This is a genomic window from Rhizobium herbae, assembly GCF_019511375.1.
Lineage (GTDB): Bacteria > Pseudomonadota > Alphaproteobacteria > Rhizobiales > Rhizobiaceae > Pararhizobium > Pararhizobium herbae_A.
Window position 1 is genome coordinate 174477 of record NZ_JAEUAO010000003.1, and the last position, 12902, is coordinate 187378.

General features: G+C 61.7%; 4 protein-coding genes and 1 pseudogene. 2 read left to right on the forward strand and 3 right to left on the reverse strand.

Features of this window, described 5'->3' with window-relative positions:
- Positions 1–118 precede the first annotated feature (118 nt).
- Both JNB71_RS13960 and JNB71_RS13965 read right to left on the reverse strand, forming a co-directional pair.
- Positions 119–2812 (reverse strand): adenylate/guanylate cyclase domain-containing protein, encoded by a 2694-nt coding sequence (locus JNB71_RS13960; protein ID WP_220372415.1) that lies wholly within the window; start codon positions 2810–2812, stop codon positions 119–121.
- A gap of 22 nt (positions 2813–2834) precedes the next feature.
- Positions 2835–4577, reverse strand: a complete 1743-nt coding sequence (locus tag JNB71_RS13965; protein ID WP_220372416.1) for a peptide ABC transporter substrate-binding protein — start codon at positions 4575–4577, stop codon at positions 2835–2837.
- A gap of 223 nt (positions 4578–4800) precedes the next feature.
- Here JNB71_RS13965 and JNB71_RS13970 point away from each other — a divergent pair, with 223 nt between their 5' ends.
- Together JNB71_RS13970 and JNB71_RS24440 are read left to right on the forward strand one after the other, a co-directional pair.
- A complete protein-coding gene (locus JNB71_RS13970) occupies positions 4801–5703 on the forward strand; it encodes an NAD(P)-dependent oxidoreductase (RefSeq protein ID WP_346657270.1) in 903 nt (300 codons plus the stop codon).
- A gap of 348 nt (positions 5704–6051) precedes the next feature.
- A pseudogene (locus tag JNB71_RS24440) lies at positions 6052–6227 on the forward strand (EamA/RhaT family transporter); the annotation flags it as partial.
- A 253-nt stretch (positions 6228–6480) separates the two neighbouring features.
- Here JNB71_RS24440 and JNB71_RS13975 read toward each other — a convergent pair.
- The gene (locus tag JNB71_RS13975; protein WP_431029108.1) at positions 6481–12537 is read right to left on the reverse strand and encodes a DUF4082 domain-containing protein; all 6057 of its coding nucleotides are present in this window, start codon (positions 12535–12537) and stop codon (positions 6481–6483) included.
- Positions 12538–12902 lie beyond the last annotated feature (365 nt).

The following is a 12902-nucleotide window of genomic DNA, read 5'->3' on the forward strand; positions in this document are numbered from 1 at the left end:
CCAGAGGCGGACATGCATAGATGCCGCCGGTGCGGCAGGTTTGTGCCACTTGCAGACCTTACCTCGGAAGCTGCGATCGACGCGTTTCGACCCGAAGCTGCCCTTCAGCGGCCAGAAGTTAGCTACGCAGCTCTCGCATATATTTCTCGAGCACCTTGATAGCTTCGGCGCGGCCAGCACCTCTTAGTGCTGCGACGTCGATCTCAAGCCGCAATCCCTCCTGGATGTGGCAAACCATTCCGGCGGGAACTTGTTGATCGTCCCGAATGCCAAGAACCCGATACGACGGAATAGGGTGCGAAAAGCCTTTCATCGTCAGCGGGGGCAGCTCTTCAGTCTCTATCTCGTCCTTGACGAGCGCATAGGTCTCGTGCGCCAGCAGGATGCCTTCCAGGTCGGCATGCGCCTGAAGGCGCGAGGCAAGATTCACTTCGCCGCCGATGATCGTATAGTCCATTCGATCCTCGCTGCCGAAATTGCCGACGGTGCAATAGCCAGTATTGATACCGATGCGCAGATGGAACGGCAGTTTGAAACCGGCGTTGGCCCATTCCGCCTGCAGCCCCTGCATCCGCTTCTGCATTGCTATCGCCATCCTGACACATGCGAGCGCATCCTGCTTAATACCCTTTGATTCCGGGTCGCCGAAAAACGCCAAGATGGCATCGCCAACATACTTATCGATCGTTGCGCCGTGTTCCAGTGCGATCCTAGCCATCTCAGTGAGGTAATGATTGAGCAACTCGGTCAATTCCTCGGATTCGAGCTTGTCGGTCGTCGCTGTGAAATCAGCGATGTCGGAGAAAAATACGGTGAGCTTTTTTCGAATTGAGGAGATCTCAACATTTTGTTTGCCCGAGAAGATCGACGCATAGACCTGCGGGGAAAGGTACTTGGATAACTTGCTGGACAAGGATTCGAGCATGCGATTCTGCTCACCCACGCGTTTGCTCGCTTCCTCGGCTTGATGCCTGGCGCTTTCGGTCGCTGTATGCAGCCGCGCATTCTCAAGGGCGATCGAGGCGAGCTGACCAAAGCGCTTCAGCAGTTCCACCTCTTCATCGCCGAACTCGAGCGCGGAGGCGTCGTCATACGCGATGCCGAGCACACCAACGATCATCTCGCCTGATTTGAGCGGCACCCCCATGATCGCCCGAATGGTAACATCCATCTGAGCTGCGGCCGCAGCGCGCCCCGACCAGTTCTGGTAATCGTTGATCACGAGCGGGTCGCCGGTGTCCCAGACCGTCCCGGCCACGCCCTCGCCTCTGGACAACCTCTGGCCAATGTGCGTGGTATAGACCCCGACCCCAACCATGCGCTCGAGTGCCTCGCCCGACTTGTCCACGAGATAGACATAGCCATGTTCGGTTCCGAGCAATTGCGCTGAGCGAGCGGTAAGATCTGACAGAAGCTCGGTAAGGTCCAGGCGGGCAATCAGGCCGAGGGAGGTATCGTGCAGGGCACCCAGATACTCGCTCTGGCGGCGAAAACGTCTTGCCACGGTCTCTTGCTCTTTGCGGCGGCACTCCAGATCCTCAAGGTTTGCGCCGAGCTGCGCGGTCATGCTGTTAAAGGTCGCCGCTAATTTTCCAATCTCGTCTCGGGATTCGACGTTGGCACGCGCCGCAAGGTCGCCTCTGCGTACCCGATCGGCTACGCTGGTCAGTCGCTGAACTGGGCCGGCAATGTTCTCTCGAAATATCATGCCGAGGAGCAGCCCCAGCAGGATAGCCGATGCTCCAACCGAGATTATTAACCGTTGCGCTCTTACGAGCTGATCCCTGCCGCTGCCCAGATCGACTTGCAAGCGTTGTTGCTCCTGCTTGGCAATGCTGTCCAAAAGCTCAAGCATCCGTTCCGCAGGCGGAACGGCCTGCGTGCGGAAAAGAAAAAGATCCTCACGGGCATGCTCGCCTTCCACCGCCTCGAACATTCTGGGCGGAAGATCCAGGAAAGCGGTGCGGCTTTTCGAAATTTTTTCCACCAAGGTGATCTGATTGGGCGCCAATGCATTGCTCTTGGCTACATGTGACCACGCAGTTTCGTTGACGGTCAGGTTCGTCTGGTACTCGTATTTGAAACTGTCCCTCCCGGTTGTCACATAACCGCGTAGTCCCGCAACCATTGCGTAAAACGAGCTTTGAAACGACGAAATCTCTACGAGTAGCGCTGTGTTGGCCGGCGTTGCTTCCCGGTTTTGCTGGGTTAGCATCATGGCCTTGGCCGATCCGACGATCGATGCAATGAGCGGATTGGCGTCGGTTATGAGAATTTTAAGTGCCGGCTCCCTACGCAATTGATCGTTTCTCAGTTCGAACAGTTGATCAGGCAATGGTTGCCACGCCACAAGCTTATCGCTGAATTCCCGCATCGCCTGCTCTACATCGCCGCCCTCGGCGCTCACTCTTGACTCGCCTCTCGCACGCAAGAGAGCTTCCAGCCTACGCATGTCCGCTCGGAATGCCTCGTTTGCCAGCCGGTAGCCGTCCCGATAGGTTTCATCACCCAGGGCTAGATAGCCCCTGACTTCGCCCAGCATACGCAGCAGATTCGCCTGCGCCTGCGCCGACACAACTGCGCTTGGCGCACTCAGATTGGTGGTTCTGTTGATATTGCGAACGGCTTCAATGCTGCCCAGATAATTCAACCCGACGACAAGCAGCAATAGGGCCACCAAAACGCCAAAGCCGATCGTCAGCTTGCCGCCGATATTGAGCCTTCTCAAAGCCGGCGCGACCGCTTGCGTGAGCATCGGCCAGAGAGTGAGTTGCGGGCGGGTTTTCTTGATACTCAGCTCTTCTGACACCATGCCTCCGTTCCCACTCAGCAAATCACTTCTTGCGGTGCCAGCTCGCGATGTTCCAGGTTTCGGAATCCCAGGGCGTTGGATCATAGCCGGCAATGTCGTTGCGAAGACCCGAGACGTAGCCCCACTCGACGAGCGGAATGACAGCGACGTCGCTGATCAAAAGATCATTCATCGCCACGAAAAGTCTGCGCCGTTTCTCCGGATCGATTTCCGTTGCCGAGGCTCGGAACAGCGCGTCGTAATCATCACTGCAGTAGCGGGCCCAATTCGATCCCGACCAGTTATTCGCCTTCTGCGCGGCTTCGGCGCAGGTCCAGCCAATCATGTAACTGCCGGGATCGGGGCCTTTGTTTCCATAGGCAAATTCCTCCAAATCCGAATAAAAGTGCCGTCTCGTGTTGGTGCTGTCTGACGTTGCTCCCAGGAAGATGCTGGAATCGATCAGCTTGTTTTCTATCCGGACTCCGATCGAGGCCAAATCCGCCTCGATGATGTCCTGGGTTGTCTCTCGCATCGAGTTGAATGACGTCTGGAAAACCAACGTGAGTGGAACACCGTCCTTATCCCGAAAGGTGTCGCCATCGGTGTCGCGCCAGCCCGCCTCCTCGAGCAGCGCGCGAGCCTTGTCGAGATTGAACTCCCAACTTGTACTTTGCGATGCGAAGGAAGCCGGTGCGACCAGAAGATTGGCCGTGGCACGGCCGCTCCTACCGTAAAGCTCGGCGATCTTCCCTCGGTCAATCGCGACGGCCAGCGCCTGTCGAACGCGCTTGTCGGTCAAAATCGGATGCGGAAATTGCGTGCTTGAGCGTTCGCCGTCGGCCGTCTCGCGTCTGGAATCGCTGAAGTTAAGCATGACGCGTTCGACATAGGAGCCCCAGTAAAGATCGACCCTGCCGATTCCCTTGGCCTCGAGCCGGCGGAGTTCAGCCTCGCCCACTTGGAGGTTCCAGGCATAATCGACGATGCCCTCGTTCAACACCGCGTTCGCTGCAGTACTGGCATCGCCGCCGCCCTCGAGTGTCACCTCCTTGAATTTTAAGCTGGGACGATCGCGATACTCGGGATTCGGCTCGAAAATGATCTTGACCGTGTTGACGACGTCTTCGCCGATTAGAAGCACATCTTGGGTACGGAATTCCTTGAGGCGGTAGGGGCCGGTTCCGATCGCCGCCAAATTGGCCGGAGCATTGGTGGCATTCTTGTTGTTGTATCCGGCAAACACATGTTCTGGAATGATCATCCCCTGCACGCCGACAAAGGGCAGCGACCACGCAGGATTGACGTTTTTGAACGCGACCTTCACGGTCAGGTCGTCGAGTGCCTCAACTCTCTCGACCGATTTATACGACCCGGTGCTCGACGAACCTACGTCCCCGTTGGTGATGTAGGCATAAGTGAACAAGACATCCTTCGCTGTGAAGGGAACGCCGTCGGACCATTTGATGTTCGGTTTGAGCTTCCACGTAACCGATCTGCCGTCGGCGGCGACCTGACCGTTCTCGAGGGATGGAATCTCGGCAGCCAAAAAGGGGACCAGGTTGCCTTCCCTGTCAAAACTCGCCAGCGGCTCATAGACTATTCGGCTAGCGGTCTGATCCTTGATGCCGGGGGCCAGATGAGGGTTAAGTGTGCTCGGCGCCTGCCATAACAACAGTCTTAGCGTTTCGCTGTCCAAGTCCGTCGGCGTTGCACGTTGCGGCATGCACGCCAACAGCGCCGCGACTATCACCAGGAAAAACGTCCCCCTAGAGCTAAAATTCATGTGATTACACCACCCCCCGCCGCGAAGCTTCTCGCATTGTTTGCTCCACCTCTATATTATTAGCAATCGCGCAATTTGATCCCGATGCGAGCTCTTGGCAATATCAAACGACTGAAGCCACGAGCTAAGTGAGGGCGTAGCGTTGGTTTCCCGCTAAGCAACGCCAAGGCAGAACGAAGCCAGAACGCCGTCATGCCGCTTGCTGTTTTCCAGCCAGATTGAAGTGGAGGCGGAACAAATGACGAAATCAAATGTGGGCTTCATCGGGCTCGGGCTGATGGGTCAGGGCATGGCGGCGAATATCCGGAAGAAGGGCTCGCCGCTTTGCGTGATGGCGCATCGCAATCGCGCGCCGGTCGACGCGCTGGTCGCCGAGGGCGCGACGGAGGCAGCAACACCGCGCGATATGGCCGAGCGTTGCGACATCATCATCCTCTGCGTAACCGGCTCGCCGGAAGTCCTCTCGGTGATTGAAGGTCCGGACGGCATCGCTTCCGCCGGCAAGCCGCTCACCATCGTCGATTGTTCGACCTCCGATCCCTCCGTCACCACAAAACTCGCTGCGAACCTCGCCAGCAAGGCTATTACCCTCATCGATGCGCCGCTCAGCCGTACCCCGGCGGACGCCGCCGCCGGTACGCTCGATGTGATGGTCGGCGGCGCGGACGAGGACGTGCGCCGTGTCCTGCCCGTGCTCGAATGCTTCGCCGGCAGAATCGTCCACACAGGCCCAACCGGCACCGGCCACACGATGAAGCTGCTCAACAACTTTCTCTCGATGGGCTATGCGGCGCTCTATTCCGAAGCGCTGATGCTCGGACGCAAGGCGGGGCTCACCCCGGAAGTCTTCGACAGCGTCATCCGAGGGGGCCGCATGGATTGCCCCTTCTATCAGACGTTCTTCCGCTGGGTACTGGAGCGTGACCCGAACGCCCACAAGTTCGCAATCCGCAACGGCTTCAAGGACATGAGCTACCTCGCCGGCTTCGCCAATGCGAGCGGCGTCGCGAACCCGATCGGGGCCGCAGTCAGGAATTCCTTCGCCCAGGCGGTCGCAGCTGGTCGCGGCGAGGAATACGTGCCGATGCTGTCGGATTTCGTCGCCGAGGCGAACGGCATCAAGTGAGAGGCGGCTGTTAACGGCGCGGCTTTCTCCGGCGTCGAGCACGACATCGAAGCGTCTATGCGCGCCAGCCATTTAAGAGCTTTGACACCGATTGTCGCTATGCATTTAATCGGGTTCATCCTCTTTCCGCACATTGGATTAACTGAGCTCGGCCGCCAATCTTGCCGGCGTCTCAGGCACAGTGCCAGATATCTGCGCCGGCAACAGGGCAAAGATCTCCATGAGTTTGAAAGCGGTCTCGGGAGAGGCAATGGAAAAGCGCATATCCCAACTACGTTGCTGAGCGTTCGTGTTCAGAGGCTTGATAAGCGCCGACGGCTGGGGCCATTCCAGCGGTGGACGATAGGTTTGCTCTGTTTGATCCGCCGGGGGGCCAGGTTTCGCGCGCTGCGTCCCTAATCTATCGCTGCCCGCCGACGGTAGCGGTCCAGGCTCTCATCGCATTCGGCGAGCCTCTTACCCGTCCACTGATCGTTGGCACGGTAATAGTTGCTGTCGGGGTTTACCTTACCAATCGGAAGGCACCTCGGCTGGATCCGACGGCATCCCGAGCTGTTGAAGAACGTCAGTTGTCTGACCGTGATGGTGTGACGGCGCCTTTAAGGCGCGCAGCCGAGGTGGTCGGCGGGTTGTCGCATGGAGACTTGCAGCCCATCCCTTTGGGACGATGGCGCCGGCAAGGCCGAACCCGAAGGCTTCATATTCCTGATCGGATGATCGACGCAAACGGGTTGGTCGCGATATGCGTCTTCGAGGGAAGGCGATCTATCTGACGCTTCACCCGGCGAGCTGCGGGCGGAAGACCACGTCGGCCCAGTAGTTCGCCGAATCGTAGGTGTTGGTCGGGAAGAGGCCTGTAGTGGCGGATCCGCCGTACGCGTAGACGCCGTTGCCACCGGCGGCGGCGCTGGACAAGGCCGTCAGCGGGCCGTTGGTGACGGCGCTTGTGAAGAAGCCGTCGGTCGCCACGTAGAAGCCTGTGGTGTGATACGACGCAACATAGGTGGTGTTGGCGGCGATGGTGACGGGCGAGGCAAAGTTCACCGTCTGCCAGCCACTCGCCGCGGTGTTGGTGAAGGTGGCGGTGGCGAGCCTGGTGCCTGCGGTGGTCCACAGGTCGACGACGTTCTGGCCGGTGTCGCTGGCACTGCGATAGAACTTGATACCGGTAATATCACCGGCGACATTCGACTGGAACTTGACGCCGACTTCGAGCTGCTGGCCATCGTTGAGGTTCGTCTGGGCCGGCGTGTTGGAGGCACTGAACAGGCTATAGGTCGTCTGGGCCGTCGACGCGGTGATGTTGAAGGTCTCGTTGGCGGCGAGACCGCCGAGGTCGGTCGCCGTTACCCTGACGCCGTAGGTGCCGGCTGTCGTCGGCGTGCCGCTGAAGGTCCGCGTCGCGGCGTTGAAGCTCAGCCAGGCGGGAAGTGCGGAGCCGTCGGCTGCGGTTGCCGCATAGGTCAAGGTTTCGCCGCTGTCGACATCGGTGAAGGTGTTGGCCGGCAGCACCAGGGAGAAGGCCGAGCCGACGGTGGCGTTCTGGTTGGCGGTCTGGGCGGCGAGCACCGGCGCATCGTTGGCGCCATGGATGGTGACGGTCAGCGTTGCCGTGGCGGTGGCGCCAGCCGCATCACGCATGGTGTAGCTGAAGGCATCGCTCAGCGTGTTGGTCGACTGCCGCAGCGCCTGCACGGCGGCATTGGTCTCGTTGACGGCATAGGTATAGGTGCCCGAGGCATTGAGCACGAGACTGCCATAGGTGCCGTTCAGCGCCGAGCCGAGCGTGCCGGCCGTCGCGCCGAAGCTGACGGCCGTGACGGTCTTGGTGTCGCCGGCATCCGGATCGGTGTCGTTGGTGAGCACGTTGCCGGTGGCGGGCGAGCCGCCCGAGCCGTTGGCCACCCCGCCCCTCTCGGTGGCGTCGCCTGTGTCGGCAACCGCCGTTGGCGGCGCGTTCGGTGTCGTCGACACCGTGATGTTGAAGGTCTCGTTGGCGGCAAGACTGCCGAGATCGGTGCCAGTGACCCGGACGCCGAGCGTGCCGACATCGCCGGCCGCCGGCGTGCCGCTGAAGGTCCGCGTCGCGGCATTGAAGCTCAGCCAGGCGGGCAGCGGCGCGCCATTGGCCGCATTGACCGCCGTGTAGGTGAGCGTATCGCCGCTGTCGACATCGGTGAAGGTGTTGGCCGGCAGCACCAGGGAGAAGGCCGAGCCGACGGTGGCGGTCTGGTTGGCGGTCTGGGTGGCGAGCACCGGCGCATCGTTGGCGCCGTGGATGGTGACGGTCAGCGTCGCCGTCGAGGTGGCGCCGGCCGCATCGCGCATGGTGTAGCTGAACGCATCGGTCAGCGTATTGGTCGACTGCCGCAGGGCCTGCACGCCGGCATTGGTCTCGTTGACGGTATAGGTGAAGGCGCCCGAGGCATTGAGCACGAGGCTGCCACGGGCACCGGCAAGCGGCGTGCCGAGCGTCCCGGCTGTCGCGCCGAAGCTGACGGCGGTGACGGTCTTGGTATCGCCGGCATCCGGGTCGGTGTCGTTGGTGAGCACATTGCCGCTGGCGGGCGAGCCGCCCGAGCCGTTGGCCACCCCGCCCTTCTCGGTGGCGTCCCCCGTGTCGGCAACCGCCGTCGGCGCCGTGTTGCTCGAGGTCGTCGGGCGGAAGACCACATCGGCCCAATAGTTGGCAGCGTTGTAGGTGGCATTCGGGAAAATGCCCGTAGTGGCGGACCCGCCATAGCGGTAGACGCCGTTGCCTCCGGCGGCGGCACTTGACAAGGCCGTCAGCGGGCCGTTGGTGACGGCGCTGGTATAGAAATTGTTGGTCGCCACGTAAAAGCCGGTCGTATGGTAGGAGGCAACATAGGTGGTGTTGGCGGCGATGGTGACGGGCGAGGCAAAGTTCACCGTCTGCCAGCCACTCGCCGCGGTGTTGGTGAAGGTGGCGGTGGCGAGCCTGGTGCCTGCGGTGGTCCACAGGTCGACGACGTTCTGGCCGGTGTCGCTGGCACTGCGATAGAACTTGATACCGGTAATATCACCGGCGACATTCGACTGGAACTTGACGCCGACTTCGAGCTGCTGGCCATCGTTGAGGTTCGTCTGGGCCGGCGTGTTGGAGGCACTGAACAGGCTATAGGTCGTCTGGGCCGTCGACGCGGTGATGTTGAAGGTCTCGTTGGCGGCGAGACCGCCGAGGTCGGTCGCCGTTACCCTGACGCCGTAGGTGCCGGCTGTCGTCGGCGTGCCGCTGAAGGTCCGCGTCGCGGCGTTGAAGCTCAGCCAGGCGGGAAGTGCGGAGCCGTCGGCTGCGGTTGCCGCATAGGTCAAGGTTTCGCCGCTGTCGACATCGGTGAAGGTGTTGGCCGGCAGCACCAGGGAGAAGGCCGAGCCGACGGTGGCGTTCTGGTTGGCGGTCTGGGCGGCGAGCACCGGCGCATCGTTGGCGCCATGGATGGTGACGGTCAGCGTTGCCGTGGCGGTGGCGCCAGCCGCATCACGCATGGTGTAGCTGAAGGCATCGCTCAGCGTGTTGGTCGACTGCCGCAGCGCCTGCACGGCGGCATTGGTCTCGTTGACGGCATAGGTATAGGTGCCCGAGGCATTGAGCACGAGACTGCCATAGGTGCCGTTCAGCGCCGAGCCGAGCGTGCCGGCCGTCGCGCCGAAGCTGACGGCCGTGACGGTCTTGGTGTCGCCGGCATCCGGATCGGTGTCGTTGGTGAGCACGTTGCCGGTGGCGGGCGAGCCGCCCGAGCCGTTGGCCACCCCGCCCCTCTCGGTGGCGTCGCCTGTGTCGGCAACCGCCGTTGGCGGCGCGTTCGGTGTCGTCGACACCGTGATGTTGAAGGTCTCGTTGGCGGCAAGACTGCCGAGATCGGTGCCAGTGACCCGGACGCCGAGCGTGCCGACATCGCCGGCCGCCGGCGTGCCGCTGAAGGTCCGCGTCGCGGCATTGAAGCTCAGCCAGGCGGGCAGCGGCGCGCCATTGGCCGCATTGACCGCCGTGTAGGTGAGCGTATCGCCGCTGTCGACATCGGTGAAGGTGTTGGCCGGCAGCACCAGGGAGAAGGCCGAGCCGACGGTGGCGGTCTGGTTGGCGGTCTGGGTGGCGAGCACCGGCGCATCGTTGGCGCCGTGGATGGTGACGGTCAGCGTCGCCGTCGAGGTGGCGCCGGCCGCATCGCGCATGGTGTAGCTGAACGCATCGGTCAGCGTATTGGTCGACTGCCGCAGGGCCTGCACGCCGGCATTGGTCTCGTTGACGGTATAGGTGAAGGCGCCCGAGGCATTGAGCACGAGGCTGCCACGGGCACCGGCAAGCGGCGTGCCGAGCGTCCCGGCTGTCGCGCCGAAGCTGACGGCGGTGACGGTCTTGGTATCGCCGGCATCCGGGTCGGTGTCGTTGGTGAGCACATTGCCGCTGGCGGGCGAGCCGCCCGAGCCGTTGGCCACCCCGCCCTTCTCGGTGGCGTCCCCCGTGTCGGCAACCGCCGTCGGCGCCGTGTTGCTCGAGGTCGTCGGGTTGAACAGGACATCGACCCAGTAGTTCTCGCCGTTGAAGGTGCTGCTCGGGAAGACGCTGGCCGAATTGTAGCTGTAGACACCCGCATTCGTCGGCGCCGTAAGGGGTCCATTCGTCACAGGCGACGCGAAATAGTTTCCGGTTGCCGTATAGTGTCCGTAGTTCGTGTGATACGAGACCACATAGGTCGTGCCGGCGGCGATCGCGACGGGGTTGGAAAAGCTCGCTGCCTGCCAGCCCACTCCTGACTCGTTGGTGAAGGTGACGGTCGCCAGCCTGGTTCCAGTGCTCGACCACAGGGACCCCGTATGTGTCCCGATGTTCAAGTCGCTCTTGTAGTATCGCACGCCCGTTGCGGTGCCGGCCACTGACGATTGGAACTTCATTCCCACTTCGATCGGGTTGGAATCGACGTCCGGCACGGTGGGCGGTATGGCCGAAGCGGGAAAGAAGTTGTTGCCGGTCACCGTTACGGTGCGGCCGCTACCAGGGGTCTCCAGATTGACGCTGTCGTCGACCGCGCGAGTCTTGATGGTGAACGTGCCGGCTCTCGGCGCGACCCAGCTGTATGTCCAGGTCTCGTCTCCCACCGCCCGGTGCCACGTAGTGCCGCCGTCGGTCGAGACCTCTACCGCGGCGATGACGCCGCCAATATCGGAAGCGGTTCCGCTGATGGTGACGGCGTTGCCCACCTTCAGGGCGGTCCCGTTATTCGGCGCGGTGATCGATGATACGGGTTTTGTGCTATCCGTCGACTGGACTGCTGATGTCAGTCCGGCTTCCAAAGTGCCAGGCTGGATACCCATGTCGGCCAGCAGGTTGACCATAGCCTGCTTGACCCGCGGGTCGACCGGGGTGGCCTCGAGATCATGGTTGTCGTCGAGTCCCCACGCCCAGTAAACTGTCCCGGCGCCGAACACCAGGGCGCCGCTCGGAGCACGGTAAAGCGTCAGATTGTGGGTGGCGGTGGCCGACCCGGTCGTGGTGCCGTAGTCCAGCAAATATTGGTTTACGGGCAAGGTTGTGGACGATAGCGCGATCAGTCCAGCGGGACGAAAACCATTGTCGGGGGACTCATCCCATTCATATCCCAGATAGTTCCGCTCAAGGGTGGCCGTCTGCCCCGGCTGCAGGTTTGCCACGCTGGTATCGCGCCAGAAGCGCAGATTGGCGTCGTCATACGGGATCGTGATCGCATCGCTTCGGTACGAGTCGACCTGGAACATGGTGCCGGTTAGCGCATTTTCCGGCCGCCCTCCTCCTACCGCGGTCGGAGAGACGAACCGCGGATCCCGGTAGGTTCCCGTCCATTGGTTGTTCGGGTCAATGGGGCCGGCTCTGGTCTCCTTGTAGCACACCAGGGTGCGATACGCTTGTGCGCCAGAACTGATGCTGGGAGCAAAGCGCGTCTCCCAGTAGACCTCGTTGCCGCTCCAAAAGCAAAGGTTCACGCCCGCATCCCGCGCGGCCTCGACATTGGTGCGCTGTTGTCCCGACCAATACTCGTCGTGGCCGACGCTCAGGAACATCTTGTGGTTCTGGATCAGGCTGCCGAGGCGATCGGAGTCCACTCCGGCCATATAGGCAACGTCATAGCCGTTCTTCTCCAGCCACCGGATGGCCGGGTACTCGACACTGAAGATGTAATCCTGCGGCCCCGACGCGAGGCCGCCGCCCCTGGTGGTGATCGGGCGGTTGTAGCTAACCGCATATGCGCGCCCTGGGGCGGAGTCGCCCCCCGGCCCGTTGCCTTGGTACAGATTGGCGCCGCCCCAGGGGTTGTAGGCCTGCCAGGTCTCGTCCGAGGTTTGGAAGAGGACATCGCTGTTGCTGCTGTCGTCACGTACGATGAACGGAATATGGTTCTGGCCAGCGGTTCCGTCCTGGCGCACGAGCTTGGCGAAGTAGATTCCCGACACTGCGTCGGCCGGAATTGCCCAGGACGCCGAAACTGACCAGTTGCCGGCGTCGACCAAGCCGGTGGCGTTGTCACGCAGAGGCGTCGGCTGGTTCTGGACGCCCGTATGCTGAATGGTGGCAACCTTGCGCGCTCCCATGCCGCCGTAATAACCGAGGCGATAGATGTCGATGCGATAGTTGCTGGAATTCGTATTGATCTTGAAGCTGACGGTCTGCCCGCGATTGATGCTGATATCGGTGGCGAAGCCCTCGATATTCGAGCTGCCGGCGCCATCAATCCCCCACTCACTCTCCGGGTTGCCAGGCTTCTGGTTCTCCAGAACGATCGGATTGGTCGCCGCCGCCGCGAAGACAATTTCAGAGCTGCTGGGGGCAACCGCCTCCATAGTGACCGAGCGGGGCGACGTGCTGATCGGCGTCGGCGTCGTCGCGTCGCCGGTCTCCCGGCTTCCGATCGCCAACGGGGCCACGCTCAGGGCGAGTGACGGATCACTGGTCGAAGTATCGAAGGTGCCCTCACCGCTCGGCCCAGTATCCGCATCAGCGCTCAGCCTTGTCGTCGACAACTGAACGTCCTGTTGAAGCATCGCTCCGCCAGCGTCAGCGTCATTGGGGGACGATGCGGGTTCGACTGTAACTGCGTTCGCGTTCTGCTCGAAAGGTGCAAAACTCGACGCATTGGCGGACTGCAGAGGCGAGGTAACAGCGTCGCTTGGAACCGCCGTTTCGCTAATCGTTGCGAACGTCTGGG